Annotated in this window: 15 protein-coding genes; 4 read left to right on the forward strand and 11 right to left on the reverse strand. The window is 53.3% G+C overall.

Annotation, left to right across the window (positions count from 1 at the left end):
• Positions 1-20 precede the first annotated feature (20 nt).
• Complete coding sequence (locus PXC00_RS05240) at positions 21-788, forward strand: GNAT family N-acetyltransferase (protein WP_275845554.1); 768 nt, start codon at positions 21-23, stop codon at positions 786-788.
• Positions 789-862: 74 nt separating this feature from the next.
• On the opposite strand, the gene PXC00_RS05245 is transcribed toward PXC00_RS05240, so the two are convergent.
• The 11 genes from PXC00_RS05245 to PXC00_RS05295 all read right to left on the reverse strand — a co-directional run bounded on the left by PXC00_RS05245 (position 863) and on the right by PXC00_RS05295 (position 11467).
• Entirely contained in the window at positions 863-1519 is a 657-nt protein-coding gene (locus PXC00_RS05245; RefSeq protein WP_275845555.1) for a V-type ATP synthase subunit D, read from the reverse strand.
• Between the two features lie 40 nt (positions 1520-1559).
• Positions 1560-2993: a V-type ATP synthase subunit B gene (locus PXC00_RS05250; protein WP_275845556.1), complete on the reverse strand. Its 1434-nt coding sequence runs from the start codon at positions 2991-2993 to the stop codon at positions 1560-1562.
• Positions 2994-3005: 12 nt separating this feature from the next.
• Positions 3006-4763 (reverse strand): V-type ATP synthase subunit A, encoded by a 1758-nt coding sequence (locus PXC00_RS05255; RefSeq protein WP_275845557.1) that lies wholly within the window; start codon positions 4761-4763, stop codon positions 3006-3008.
• A 14-nt stretch (positions 4764-4777) separates the two neighbouring features.
• The gene (locus PXC00_RS05260) at positions 4778-5395 is read right to left on the reverse strand and encodes a V-type ATP synthase subunit E (RefSeq protein ID WP_275845558.1); all 618 of its coding nucleotides are present in this window, start codon (positions 5393-5395) and stop codon (positions 4778-4780) included.
• 15 nt (positions 5396-5410) lie between these two features.
• Positions 5411-5719, reverse strand: a complete 309-nt coding sequence (locus PXC00_RS05265; RefSeq protein ID WP_275845559.1) for a V-type ATP synthase subunit F — start codon at positions 5717-5719, stop codon at positions 5411-5413.
• A 6-nt stretch (positions 5720-5725) separates the two neighbouring features.
• A complete protein-coding gene (locus PXC00_RS05270) occupies positions 5726-6130 on the reverse strand; it encodes an ATP synthase subunit C (protein WP_275845561.1) in 405 nt (134 codons plus the stop codon).
• Between the two features lie 61 nt (positions 6131-6191).
• Positions 6192-8153 (reverse strand): V-type ATP synthase subunit I, encoded by a 1962-nt coding sequence (locus PXC00_RS05275; RefSeq protein WP_275845562.1) that lies wholly within the window; start codon positions 8151-8153, stop codon positions 6192-6194.
• A gap of 15 nt (positions 8154-8168) precedes the next feature.
• Positions 8169-9203 (reverse strand): V0D/AC39 family V-type ATPase subunit, encoded by a 1035-nt coding sequence (locus tag PXC00_RS05280; RefSeq protein WP_275845564.1) that lies wholly within the window; start codon positions 9201-9203, stop codon positions 8169-8171.
• 4 nt (positions 9204-9207) lie between these two features.
• Positions 9208-9519 carry a hypothetical protein gene (locus PXC00_RS05285; protein ID WP_275845565.1) on the reverse strand — a complete coding sequence of 104 codons (312 nt, stop codon included), beginning with the start codon at positions 9517-9519 and terminating at the stop codon, positions 9208-9210.
• A 290-nt stretch (positions 9520-9809) separates the two neighbouring features.
• On the reverse strand, positions 9810-11168 hold the full coding sequence (locus PXC00_RS05290; protein ID WP_275845566.1) for a PFL family protein: 1359 nt from the start codon (positions 11166-11168) through the stop codon (positions 9810-9812).
• A 29-nt stretch (positions 11169-11197) separates the two neighbouring features.
• Entirely contained in the window at positions 11198-11467 is a 270-nt protein-coding gene (locus PXC00_RS05295) for an ACT domain-containing protein (RefSeq protein WP_275845568.1), read from the reverse strand.
• Between the two features lie 239 nt (positions 11468-11706).
• On the opposite strand from PXC00_RS05295, the gene PXC00_RS05300 reads away from it, so the two are divergent.
• The 3 genes from PXC00_RS05300 (at position 11707) to PXC00_RS05310 (ending at position 14330) form a co-directional block, all read left to right on the forward strand.
• Positions 11707-12522 (forward strand): histidinol-phosphatase HisJ family protein, encoded by an 816-nt coding sequence (locus tag PXC00_RS05300; protein WP_275845570.1) that lies wholly within the window; start codon positions 11707-11709, stop codon positions 12520-12522.
• A gap of 145 nt (positions 12523-12667) precedes the next feature.
• Positions 12668-13153, forward strand: a complete 486-nt coding sequence (locus PXC00_RS05305; protein WP_275845572.1) for an Lrp/AsnC family transcriptional regulator — start codon at positions 12668-12670, stop codon at positions 13151-13153.
• Positions 13149-14330, forward strand: a complete 1182-nt coding sequence (locus tag PXC00_RS05310; RefSeq protein ID WP_275845675.1) for a pyridoxal phosphate-dependent aminotransferase — start codon at positions 13149-13151, stop codon at positions 14328-14330. Before PXC00_RS05305 ends, PXC00_RS05310 begins: the two co-directional genes overlap by 5 nt.
• Positions 14331-14339 lie beyond the last annotated feature (9 nt).

Genomic DNA, 14339 nt, shown 5'->3' on the forward strand with positions numbered 1-14339 from the left:
ATGAAACCATTATTGAACAAGTGATTGGCAGAAATTTAGAGCAGCTGCAGCCGCTTTTTGCGAGTTGGGACGAAACCATGATCTGGTCTTGCCTGCAGGGCTGCATGGGGCAGGCTTGGGCGGACAATGCCGCAGCGCCGCACTCCGCACAGATTCTCAGTGCGGATTTCTGTTTCTTTGCAGGGGAGCCGAATGCGGAACTGCTCAGGAACCGGCAGGGGAAAGAGTTCCTTATTTTTATACCGCAAAATGACGCATGGGCAGCGCTTCTGGAAAGCATTTACGCCAATCACTGTAAGCGCGTGACACGCTATGCCATTCGAAAAGAAGCGGATGTGTTTGACCGTGAGCGGCTGCGGCAGCTGACAGCGCTGCCGGACGATGCTTACAGGATGCAGATGATTGACGAAACGCTGTACCGGCAGGCACTTTCACAGGAATGGTCGCGCGACTGGTGCTCCGCCTTTGCAAATTGGGAGGAGTATCGCACACACGGATTGGGCGTGGCAGCGCTGTACAAAGACCAACTGGCGGCGGGGGCATCCTCGTATCTTTACTATCGCGGCGGGATTGAGATTCAGGTCAACACCGCTGCGTCTTTTCGCAAGCGGGGGCTTGCTGCAGCCTGCTCTGCCCGGCTGATTCTGGAGTGTCTGGATCGCGGGCTGTACCCAAGCTGGGACGCGCAGAACCTCATGTCGGTTGGCCTTGCGGAGAAATTGGGCTATCATTTCAGCCATTCTTACAGGGCTTATGAAGTGTATGGAGAGGAAATAACGGCAACATAAAATACAACTTAAACATACAAAAAACCGCCTGTGGTTTTCTAAACCACGGGCGGTTTTGCACTGTCGGCAGGCAGTCAGGAAGCAACGGTCGTTTCCTCTTCAGCAAGCCTTTGTGCTTTTTGCTTTTGCGCTTTGATGATTTTCATCCGCGAGAATTCCTCACGGTCTTTTTCTTCAAGCGCTTCCGTAATGAACTTGACGGTTGCAGTGAAGCGGGGAATCATGATGTTCTTCAGCGCGTTTGCGCGCTTCTGTGTTTTCTTGATTGCATCCGCAAGGCGGTAAACACTGTTTTCTACTTCGGCAAGTTCTGCGGTCAGTTCTTTTACTTTTTGAAACTGCTGGTAAGCCATATCCAGTGCAGTGTTCGACTGAAATAAACCAAAGGGAACCGGAATGGTATCCTCTGCTTTTTCAAGCTCTACCATCGGAATTTCCACGCCCATTACGCTGCGGTAAGCGACGTTTAAACCTGTGTCCAGCGGCACGGTAGCGGCCAGCTCTTTGCAGATGCCCAGCGTAATGTTGGCGGTCTGCAGAGCCGCATAAGCCTCCGTGTAAGCACCGTCGATTTTTGTCTGGATGCTGTTGGCGCGGTCAATCAGCTGCATCATTTCCCGAATGAGAATGTTGCGCTTGCGGTCCAACAGCTCGTAACCGGTGCGGCTGAGCTGCAGCGACTTTTTGGTCGCAAGCAGGTTTCCCTTGGTTGGTACTGCTGCATTTGCCATAGGAACACCTCTAATCTGTCAAGTTAGAAACAACCTGTGCTCAGGCAGTTGCTTTCTCGCCGTTTTCTTTCTGCTCGCTTGCTTCCACGCGTTTTTTTGCTGGTTCGTAGTATTTGTTCAGCATTTCCTCATCTACACGATCCAGCTCGCTGCGCGGCAGGGCGGTCAGCAGCTCCCAGCCAAGGTCAAGGCTCTGCTCGATGGTACGGTTGTCGTTAAAGCCCTGATTAACAAATTTTGCCTCAAACAGCTTGCCAAACGCAATGTACTGTTTGTCGACCGGAGAAAGTTCCTCTTCGCCGATAACAGAAGCCAGAGAACGTGCATCCATCACCTTGGAGTAGGAAGCAAACAGCTGGTTGGAAACCGCAGAGTGGTCTTCGCGGGTAAAGCCGGCGCCGATGCCGTCCTTCATCAAACGGGACAGGGAGGGCAGCACGCTGACCGGCGGATAAATGCCGGAAGCATCCAGCCCGCGGTCCAGCTGAATCTGACCTTCGGTAATATAGCCGGTCAAGTCAGGTACCGGGTGAGTAACGTCATCGTTCGGCATGGTCAGAATCGGCAGCTGTGTTACACTGCCTTTTTTGCCGTGCACAATGCCGGCACGTTCATACAGGGAAGCCAAGTCACTGTAAAGGTAACCCGGGAAGCCTTTACGGCCTGGGATTTCACCCTTACTGGAGGAGAACTCACGCAGCGCTTCGCAGTAGCTGGTCATATCGGTCATGATGACCAAAACGTGCTTGCCCTCTTCAAATGCGAGGTACTCTGCAGCGGTCAGTGCGCAGCGCGGTGTCAGCGTACGTTCGATGATTGGGTCATTTGCAAGGTTCAGGAACATCACAACGCGACCCAGAACACCGCTTTCGTCAAAGCTGCGGCGGAAGTAATCCGCAACGTCCTGCTTAACGCCCATGGCGGCAAAGACGATACAGAAGTCATTGCTGCCGTTTTCATCGGAAATCTTTGCCTGGCGGGCAATCTGCACAGCAAGCTCGTTGTGCTTCATGCCGGAGCCGGAGAAGATGGGCAGCTTTTGTCCGCGAATCAGCGTCATCAGCACATCAATGGTGGAAATGCCGGTGTTGATGAAGTTTTGCGGGTATACACGGGAAACCGGGTTGATTGGTGTGCCGTTGATGTCTGCACGCTTTTCCGGGAAAATATCGCCCAGTCCGTCAATCGGTCTGCCGGCACCGTTGAAAATGCGGCCGAGAATTTCAGGGGAGAGCGGAAGCTCCATCGGGCGGCCCATCAGGCGGGTTTCTGTGTTGTCCAGAGAAATGCCGCGGGTACCCTCAAAGACCTGAATGATAACCCGGTTGCCTTCCATCTGCACAATACGGCCCTGGCGGGTTGTTCCGTTGTCCAAACGAATGGTGACCATTTCTTCGGAAGTGGCATTCGGCACATTATCCAGCACGATCAGGGAACCGTTGATTTCTTTTACTCCTACGTAATCCAGAATCATATGCGCACCTCCTTATGCGGTCACGATGCCGGCCATGGCCTCGTCGATTTCTTTGATATAATCATCGAAGCGGTCAAGGCGGTTATTCGGAATGTCGTACTTGATCTTCACAAGTTTGTCAAACAGGCCGGTTGCAAGGATGCTGGAAATCGGCACACTTGCGCTGACCAGCTGGCGCGCTTTTTCGTACAGGTGCAGGATGACTTTCATCATCAGTTCCTGCTTCTTCAGCGGGACGAAGGTATCTTCCTTATGGAAAGCATTCTGCTGCAGGAAGCCAACACGCACCACGCGCGCGATTTCAATGACCAGTTTCTGGTCATCCGGCAGAACGTCGGCGCCAATCAGTTTGACAATTTCCATTAAAGAGTTTTCTTCCTGCAGGATCCGGTTGATACCCTGACGGTATTTTACGAATTCCGGACCGAGGTTCTCATTGTACCATGTGCCTAAATCCGGCTGATACTCGCTGTAGCTGTCCATCCAGTTAATGGCCGGATAATGGCGCGCATAGGCAAGTGCCTTGTCCAGTGCCCAGAAGCAGCGAGTAAAACGCTTGGTGTTCTGCGTAACCGGCTCGGAAAAGTCGCTGCCGGCAGGGGAAACAGCGCCAATCAGGGTGATGGAGCCTTTTTTGTCGTTCAAGGTTTCGACCATGCCTGCACGTTCGTAGAACTCAGCCAGACGGCTGGGCAGGTAAGCCGGGAAGCCTTCTTCAGCGGGCATTTCTTCCAGACGGCCGCTGATTTCACGCAGGGCTTCTGCCCAGCGGGAAGTGGAGTCAGCCATCATTGCCACGTGGTAACCCATGTCGCGATAATACTCTGCCAGAGTAACGCCAGTGTAAATGGATGCCTCACGGGCAGCCACAGGCATATTACTGGTGTTCGCAATCAACACGGTACGGTCTGTCATCGGGCGGCCGCTCTTCGGGTCAATCAGTTCGCCGAATTCTTCCAGAACCTGGCTCATTTCGTTGCCGCGTTCGCCGCAGCCGACGTAAATGATGATGTCAGCGTCGCACCACTTTGCAAGCTGATGCTGTGTCATGGTTTTGCCGGTACCGAAGCCACCCGGAATTGCAGCCGCACCGCCTTTGGCGATGGGGAACATGGTGTCAATGACACGCTGTCCGGTAATCAGCGGAATGTTGCAGGGCAGGTGTTCCTTCACCGGGCGGGGCGTACGAATTGGCCAGCGCTGGCAGAGCGTCAGCTTGTGCACATCGCCGTTTTTGTCCGTCAGTTCCACAATGGTATCGTTTACTTTGTAGCTGCCGTTGGACATCACTTTCGTGACAGTGCCGGATAGAACCGGCGGCACCAGGCAGCGGTGTTCAATAATCTGGGTTTCCGGACACGTGGCGTAAATATCACCGCCGCGCAGTTTGTCGCCTTCCTTAACGGTAACGGTGACATCCCACAGACGGTCTGTATCCAGAGAAGGCGCTGCAAAACCGCGCGCGATAAACGCGCCGGACTGCTCTGCAACCTTTTTTAACGGACGTTCGATGCCGTCGAAGATGTTGTCCAGAATTCCGGGTCCCAGTGTTACATTCATGGAAGCACCGGTGCCTGTAACCGGTTCGCCGGGCTGCAGGCCTGTGGTTTCCTCGTAGCACTGGATAGTTGTCATTTTGTCGTTAACACCAATGATTTCACCGACCAGGCGTTCCTTGCCCACATAAACCATTTCGCCCATGGCAAACGTGTGGGTGTTTTTTACGGTGATGACCGGGCCGTTGATGCCAAAGATTACGTCATTATTCATCTGCTCACCCCTCATCAAACTACGGCCAGGCCGGAATGTGTTTCAAACCAGTCACGCTGATCCTCCAGCAGAGCATCCAGTGTCTGGTCGGCGGTCAGACCCAGGCTTTTGCTGATGATACGCAAACCGCCCAGGTGAATGGTCTTGTCTTCCGCAAATGTGCAGTTGCCGCCAAAGGCAGCTTTAACGGCTGCTTGGTGTGCTTCATCGCCGGGCTTCATGGCAAAGACGGTGTCCGGTGCGGTAAACAGAGGCGCAGCCTCTTTTACCGCTTTGGTCAGAAAAGCTTCGTATTTATCAGAAGCGACAAATTCATTCAGCTTTCCGGTTGCCTTTGCAAAGATTTCCGTGGTGATTTCCTGCCGACGTGTCAGCAGCGCACGGCGGGCGTCCTGCTCACGCAAAGCCATTTCCCGTGCGATTTTATTGCGCATACTGGCCATTTCCGCCTGAATCAGGCGGTAGGCTTCATTTAATACTTCTTTTTCTGCATTTTCCAGTTCGCGTGCTTTGTATTCTGCCACTTCGCGCTCAATTTGATTGCGCTGCTCTGTAGCATAATGGTTAATGGCGTCGTGGAATTTGCTGACTTTTTCGTTACTGCGGGTTCCTTTATCCTCAGTCATATCCATCTGCAGCCTCCCCGGTTAGATTTTTACACCGATCGCCTCACGGACATATTCGGTGATGGAGTCTTTTGTGCGTCCGTTGCCGTGCCGGTCGGGGATCTCGACGATCAGCGGGCGCTTCATTTTCAGCTTCAGATCATACACCATTTCCGGGCAAAGCGCCAGCGAGGTCGCTGTAATCAGAATGACTGCGACGTCTTCCATGGCCACCGCTTCCTTTAAGGCGTTTTTCACTTCTTCCGCTGTGTGAACGACCACACCGTCAATGCCAGCGAGCCGCATACCGACCTGTGTGTCTACGTTATCACTAATCAAATAAAAACGCATGATTCATCAGACCTTTGTGAAGATCAGGATAGAAACCAGCAGGCCATACAGGGCAATGCCTTCGCCGAGTGCCACGAAGATGATGGATTTACCGAAGTTCTTCGGGTCTTCGCTGGTTGCGCCGATAGCTGCTGCTGCGGACGGGCCGACTGCGATGCCGCCGCCGATGCCTGCCAGGCCGATTGCCAGAGCCATGCCGACCAGGCCAAGGCTGCTGGTGTCAGCGCCGGTTGCTGCGTGTACGCCGAGAGGAGCTGCCACACAGAGTGCGCCAACCAGCATGCAGGAGAAGATTTGTGCCAGCATGGCTGTTTTCGGCTTTTGACCATGGTTTACAGAGCGCACGGAGTACGCAACGGAAGCGACCAGAAATACCACGGGAACTGCGAGAAGAATAGCATTGAAAAGCATAATTGATTCCTCCAAATTGAAATAAATTAAAATTGTTTATGCAAAACCCTCAAAAACGGGTTTATGCTTTGGCAAGTCCTTTGATACGAATCGGCGTAAACGCGCGCCCGTCGCCGTCGTAGAAGCGGCTGAACATTTCATAGAAGTTCAGACGGAGCACATGAATGCTGACCAGCAGCGCTTCCAGAACCGCAACAAAGATGTTGCCGGCGGCCATAACAATGTACCAGCCGATGCCGGAAGCCGGGTCAACCATCTGCGCCAGGGTAACTACCATGGTCATCATGCCCGCGTGTACCAGCACAAACGCACCGACACGAAGGAAAGAGATGGTATTGCTCATCAGCGAAAGCAAAAACTCAAACCACTCAAAGAAAGACTGGGTAAAGAACAGCCCCCAGCTTTCCGGCTGAAACTTTTCGCCGTGGATGATGCTGGTGAAAAGCTCACCCAAAAACACGACCGCAAGCGGCAATATAATCAGAATCAGCAGATACGGAACCGTTACAATCTTTTGACCGGTTACCATCTGTCCGACCAAACCGAGCACAAGCGCAACGTAAAAAATCAGTGCGGCAACGCCGTTTTGGCTGACCAGTGCGCGTGCGTAGTCTTTCCGCTTGCAGCTGGAGTAAATGTTGAGCAGCATGGAAATGGTGATGCAGATAAAACCAATGGCAACAGAAATCAAAATAATGGCAATTGTCGTTTGCCCTTCCATGACGCTGACCGGCTTTCCGGCAAGGCCGAAAGCGTGGTACAGCGGATCCAGAAAGTGTTCGTTGCCGAACCACGAGCCAAAGACAAAGCCGAAAATGGTTGCCATGATGCCGCAGGGCAGCAGAATCTTGCCAATCGGCATTTTGCGGTGCTTCCACATATAGAAGTAACCGAAGAACGCCAGGCACAGACCTTGCCCGACATCGCCGAACATGATGCCGAACAGCAGCGTAAAGAGAATTGCTACCAGCGGGGTGGGGTCCACTTCCTTGTAATTCGGCAGGCCGTACATATTGATAAAGAACTCATACGGCCGCACGACACGCTTGTTGTGCAGTTTGACCGGCGGGGAGTGAGCTAGGACGTTATCCGCATCTTCCAGACTGTACTCCACGGACTGCAGGGTGTCCAGTGCGTTGATGAAGCTGTGCTCATTTTCCGCAGGTACCCAGCCAGTCAGGATGAAGCAGTCGTGGTAGGAAGCAGCGTAATGCCGTACCCCAAAGTACGTGCTGCGCTCCGCCAGATACGAGTAAACTTCGGTGAAACGCGTTTCTTCGGCGGCCCAAAGGTCATCCGCCTGTTTCTGCAAGGTTTGCAGTTGTTCTTTTAATTCGGAAATCTTTTCCTGCAGCGATTTGACCAGTGCTTCCGGCGTGCTGGTGATGGTTCGCAGCCGCAGCCGCTGAAAGTAAAGCTTGTTGAAAATTTTGTCAATTTCAGCAGCCTCCTCAATGGGGCACATATACACGCCCCAAAGACTGCGCTGGTCGCTGGTGCAGGGGAAAAACGTGACGTAGGGGTTGTCCTTATACGTTGTGTCCAGCGCTTCTGCGCTTTCTTTCGGCAGGGAGCCGAACCGTACCTTAATGAACTTACATTCGCGAATTTCATCCAGATTGAGGTTTATGCCCACAAAATGCGCCATATCCTGCACTTCCTGTGTGCAGGCCTCAATCTCCTTCTGTGCCTGTGTGCGCTTTTCCTGCAAGGCTTCCATCTGTGCGGAAAAACGCGCGGTATAAGCCTTGGCGGTCTGCGGCGTAAGCGAAAGCCCGCGGATTTCCTTTTCGGACAGCAGGGAAGGGGTTTTGCCGATTACGCTCAGAGAGTCAAACAGCCGCTGCAGCTGGGAAGAAAAAGGATTTTCTTCGTTCAGTTGTGCGAACTGCTCGGTATGATCGTAAAACTGCAAGGCATGGTCGGGGTGGAACACACCGCTGCGCCCACAAATTTCCGTGACGCGATCCAACTCGTTGATTTGACCAATGATACTGACAACTTTGACCTTAATTACAGCCACATTCAGATTCTCCTTTCATCCAAATTTGTAGGGATTCAGCAGCCGCTTGATCTCGATTTTAGAAATCCCGTAACGCAGTGCTTCAATCAGGTGAACCAGATTTGTAAGTTCTGTCTGCATCAAAAAGATGTAAGAAAGCATCACAATGCTGGACTCTGAGCTGAAGAAAAGGTTCCGGTGGCTTTCCCAGTAGCGCACCTGTGTAATCAGGTCGCCGGGCAGATCATACGGCAGCTGAAAAGCACGCTTGCCCACACGGGTGGTGGCCATGACAGCCTTCACCTGCGCGGGCGTGTCTGCTTCAATCATTTGGCTGAGCTTGTCCTTTGGAATCCGGCCAAACGGGAGGATGCACGCGCGAATCTGTGAATTCGTAACGTGGTAGTAAGCCTTGAGCCGGACGATGTGCGCGTAATTCTGCAGGTCAACCATGTCGTTGAACATTTCCAGCATCGCCTCGCGCTCGTGACCGTGGGTTTCATCCTGAATGACGCGGTACTGCTGTTCGTACAGATCCGTCAGCAGCACGTGCTCCACCTCAGTGAAGTTTTCCATGCTGTCTGCTTTGTTGCGAAACGGCAGCAAAAGCTTGTAGTAGCGCGTTCCCCGCACTGCTTCCAGCAGCTGCTCGAAGTTGGCTGCCTGATCAACCGCGCGCTGGTCAAAGTGCGTGTGGTGGTTCAGGTACGGGTCCGGCGGGGTCATCTGCTCGTTTGTTCCGGCATTCATGCGAATCATCGCGTGCAGCAGTTGATTAATTTCCAGCTGCCCGAGCAGGTAGTTGGCGGTGTGCTCGCCCATGCCGACGTCATAGCGGCTCAGACGCAGGGTTTCCTGCATGAGCCGCTGGCGCAGCAGATTTTCCAGCTCACTGTGGTGAATCCCGCTTTCGTTGACGTTTTTGAGCACGGAGCTGTAAGCGGTGTTGCTTTTCAGGTAAGCCGCCGCGTCTGCCACGGATGAGCAGCTCAGCAGCGCTTCCCAGTCGCTGGGGGTCAGCCGCCGGCCGTACATGGCGCGGGCCTTGCTGACAATGGCAGTGTTCGACATTTCCTCACGCTCCCAACACGCGGCCGACGAGCTCGTTTACCCACTGGTCACCGTTTTTCTGATAGTCCGCTTCCAGTTTCTCACGGACTGCGGCGTAGTGCTTCTCTGTCTTTTTCCATTCTTCTTCGGCAAAAGCTTGTTCTGCCGGTTCATTTTTTTCGATCCGTTTGCGCGCACGCGCAAGATACTGGTTGCGTATCTCCTCGCGGCGTTTTGCAACTTCCTCTGCCGAATTCAGTTTTTTCATCTGAGCGGCATCGGTAATTTGCTGCGCTTCGTGGTCGATGTCTACGATCTCTTTGATCATATCCTTCATGAACAGCGCCTCCTTAGAGTTTGTGGTCCTATACTTATTTATATAGGTTACGCTCCTGCCAGAATTATATCACGCTTTCTTACCAAATTGTTTCTAATCTATGAACATAGAGTTAGTTTCAGCCGTTTTTACAATTGTTATTGACTTCTGCTACACAATTTCGACAAATAAAGAATTATGAGATAAAAAATAATTATATATCTATAATTATCGGTTATGGAAGTAAATGAAAAATTTCTTTACTGTGCAAAAAACCGGCGGAAAGAAATGGAACTCCGCCGGTTTGGGATTCAGTTTTTCAAGCTTTGGATTGGTGCCGGCAGTCGCCCGCCACGGTCAATGAATTTTTTCGGCGACCAGGGGTTGACTTCCATGACCGGGCTGTGCCCGAACAAGCCGCCGAAATTCAAATCATCGCCGGCTTTTTTGCCGATGGCAGGAATCACTCGCACCGCTGTGGTTTTCAAGTTGACCATGCCAATGGCGGCTTCGTCGGCAATGATGCCGGAGATAATCTCGGCGGGGGTGTCACCGGGAATGGCAATCATGTCCAGACCGACGCTGCACACGCAGGTCATTGCCTCCAGCTTTGTAAGGGAGAGCGCTCCGCGCTGCGCGGCTTGAATCATTCCGGCATCCTCAGACACCGGGATGAACGCACCGGAAAGCCCGCCGACGTGGGAACTTGCCATGATGCCGCCCTTCTTTACCGCATCGTTGAGCAGGGCAAGGCAGGCGGTGGTGCCGTGTGCACCGCAGCTTTCCAGTCCCATTTCCTCCAGGATGTACGCGACCGAATCACCCACAGCGGGCGTTGGCGCCAGCGAAAGATCCACAATGCCAAAGGGCACGCAGAGCCGACGGCTTGCTTCTTGCGCGACCAGCTGCCCCATACGGGTAATTTTAAATGCGGTTTTTTTAATGACGTTTGCAACTTCGCTCAGGTCTCCGTCTGGGCAGTTGTGCAGCGCCGCGCGTACCACGCCGGGACCGGAAACACCGACGTTGATCACGCAGTCTGGCTCGCCAGTGCCGTGAAAAGCGCCTGCCATGAAGGGGTTGTCCTCTGGTGCGTTGCAGAAAACCACCAGTTTAGAGGGTCCGATGCAGCCCTGGTCTACCGTAGCCTGTGCGGTCCGCACCACAATTTGACCCATTTTCTTTACGGCATCCATGTTGATGCCGGCTTTGGTGGTGCCAACGTTGACGCTGGAACACACACAGTCGGTTTCCGCCAGCGCTTGCGGAATGCTTTCAATGACAGCATAATCGCCAGGAGCGAAGCCCTTCTGCACCAGAGCGGAGTAGCCGCCGATGAGATTTACACCGACCGCTTTTGCCGCGCGGTCCAGCGTCTTTGCAAAGCGAACCGGATCGCGTCCGGGACAGGCGCCGGCAATCATGGCGATTGGTGTTACGGAAATCCGCTTGTTGATGATCGGGATTCCGTAATCCTTACTGATGTCTTCGCCGGTCTGCACCAATTTTCCCGCATAGCGGCAGATTTTGTCGTAGATTTTGTCACAGGCGCGGTCCGGGTTGCTGTCAATGCAGTCCAGCAGAGAAATGCCCATGGTGATTGTGCGGATGTCCAGGTTTTCATTGTCGATCATCTGTATCGTTTCCAGTATATCGTGGGTGTCAATCATGTTCTCACCATCCCAATCTTTAGAAAATGTCAAATCTTGTGCATGGAGTTGAAAATATCTTCATGCATGACGTGAATCGTAAGCCCCTCTTTTTCGCCCAGCGCTGTAAAGGTATCGGAAAGCTGGCTGAACGGTACTTTGCTGGCGGAAATGTCGACCAGCATGATCATAGCGAATAGATCCTGCAGAACAGATTGTGTGACTTCCACCACGTTGACACTGTTTTCGGCACAGATGGCGGTAACCTTGGCCAGAATCCCGACCATGTCTTTGCCCAGAACGGTTATGACAGCTCGCATATCAGTTTCCTCCGGTTCTTTTAGTCGCGCTTTACCGCGCAAAATTATATAAACATATTATGAATGAGTTTTGGGAACTTGTCAATGCTTTGGCAATGTGTTCAAAATATTTCGTGTGTCCGCGCGGCGAAACGGACACCTTGGTGCTAGGATTCCCGCGGCGGATATGATACAATAGAAAATAGAAAAAATGATGAAAGCGTGCTGCCGGTACAGGCAGCACAGAGAGGGGGCAGCCGATGCGGTATCGGTATCTTTCGGATTCACACTGCCACACAGACTGCAGTTTTGACGGGCGCGACTCTGCTATGATGCTGTGCGACAGTGCAGTGCGGCAAGGCCTTTTTTCCTTAACGGTTACAGACCACTGCGAGTGTAACGAGTACTGGGAAAAAGGATATGACAGAGCCATGCTGCAGTCTTATTTCGAGGCGCGCAAGGCCGCGGCGGCGTTTCGCGGGCGGCTGCACGTCCGTGCCGGTATAGAACTGGGGCAGCCACTGCAGGATCGTGCGGCCGCGGAAAATGCACTTTCCCTGTGCGATTACGACTTCGTCCTGGCCAGCTTGCACAACGTGGCGGGCGCGCCGGATTTTTATGACCTGGACTATGCCACCTGCGACATCCGTGCTCTGCTGCACCGATACTTTGAAGAAATGCTGGAAATGGTGCGCTGGGGCAAGTTTGACTCGCTTGCACATCTGACCTATCCGTGGCGGTACACCGGTGGCGAGCACAACGACCTGCGCATCAGCTATGAACCTTACCGGCAGCAGATTGATGCGGTTTTGCAGGAACTGATTCGGCAGGATAAATGCTTGGAGGTCAATACCAGCGGCCTGCGGCAGCGCATTGGTACCACGCTGCCAGACCGCCCGATTCTGCAGCGCTACCGGGAGCTTGGCGGCAGGCTTGTTACGCTGGGCAGCGACGCGCACCGCTGGGGCGATGTCGGCAGCGGCATCGAAGACGGTCTGCGGCTTTTGGAGCAGCTCGGCTTCAGCCGCTTTGCGGTTTACACGGGCCGCCGGCCGGAACTGTACCCGATTTCCTGAGTGTTGCCTTGCGGCAATTCTGCAGGTTTTCCAAAAAAATCTGTAAAAAATCACCCCGCTCAGCGGGGTTTTATGTTATGATAAGAGAAAAATTCAAAAGTCCGTGCAGCTTTCTGCCCGGAAATATGCATGAGGAGTGAGCACTATGGATCGACTTCTGACACTGCTGAATGAAAATGCCCGCCTGACCACCAAGCAGCTGGCGGTCATGCTCAACGAAACTGAGGAAAATGTGAACAACGCCATCACCGAATACGAAAAAAACGGTGTCATCCGTGGCTATAAGGCGATTATCAACTGGGAAAAGGTCGACGGTAACAACGCCATTGCGATCATTGAACTGCGCGTTTCTCCCAAGCGCGAGCGCGGCTTTGATGAGATTGCGGGAAAAATTATGAGCCTGCCGGAGGTCGACAGCGTGTATCTGGTTTCCGGTGGTTATGACCTCGCGGTGGTCATTCACGGCAGCACCATGCAGGAAGTCGCCATGTTTGTCATGCGCCGCCTTTCCACGCTGGACAGTGTTCTTTCCACAGCTACGCATTTCGTCCTGACCCGCTACAAAGCGGACGGCATTATCATGAATGCCGCGGAGGAGAAGGACGGGAGGAGGGACCTTTCCTGTGATTGACTACTCCAGCCGGCTGAATCCGGAGATTCAGGCGCTCAAGCCCTCTGGCATCCGGAAGTTTTTTGACATCGCAAATGAAATGGACGATGTGATTTCCCTTTCTATCGGCGAGCCGGATTTTGTGACGCCGTGGCACATCCGGCAGGCGGGCATCCGCTCTTTGGAGGACGGAAAAACCTGGTACAGTCCTAACCGTGGTTTTATGGAACTGCGCGAGGGTATCTGCCAGTGGTTTGCGCACCACTACCGCGTGCAGTATGAGCCGAAAACCGAGTGCCTGGTGACCGTTGGCGGCAGTGAAGCGATTGACGGCTGTATGCGCTGCCTGATTCAGCCCGGCGACGAGGTGCTGATTCCGCAGCCGAGTTTTGTCTGCTACCAGCCGCTGGCAGAAATGGCGGGTGGCGTGCCGGTTATTCTGGAAACCAAAGCGGAAAACAGCTTTCGGTTGACACCGGAAGAGCTGAAAGCGGCAATTACACCGAAAACGAAGCTGTTGATTCTGCCGTACCCGAACAATCCCACCGGCGCGGTCATGCGCCGTGAGCACCTGAATGCACTGGCAGATGTACTGCGTGGAACGGACGTGATGGTGCTTTCCGATGAGATTTACAGCGAACTGACTTACGGCGATACCCGCCATGTGACATTTTCCGCGATTCCGGATATGCGCGAGCGTACGGTGGTCATCAACGGCTTTTCCAAGGCCTTTGCCATGACCGGCTGGCGTCTGGGATTTGCGCTTGGGCCGGAACCGATTATTAAGCAAATGACCAAATTGCACCAGTACGCCATCATGAGCGCGCCAACCATGAGCCAACTTGCCGCAGTGGAGGCAATGAACAACGGTGACAGCGACAGTGCTTATATGCGGGAGCAGTACGATATGCGCCGCCGCCTGATTGTGGATGGCTTTAATGAATTGGGACTGACCTGCTTTGAGCCGGAGGGCGCGTTTTACATTTTCCCCTGTATCCGTTCCACAGGGCTGACCAGCGATGCCTTCTGTGAAAAGCTGATTCAGGAGGAGCACGTCGCGGTGGTGCCCGGTTCGGCTTTCGGGGACTGTGGGGAAGGGTTTGTCCGTGTTTCCTATTCCTACAGTATTAAGCATATCACAGAAGCGCTTTCCCGTATCGCACATTTTGTGCAGCGGCACCACGCGGACACGCTTTAAGGGGGAGTT

Source organism: Caproicibacterium argilliputei (genome assembly GCF_029211325.2).
Classification (GTDB): domain Bacteria; phylum Bacillota; class Clostridia; order Oscillospirales; family Acutalibacteraceae; genus Caproicibacterium; species Caproicibacterium argilliputei.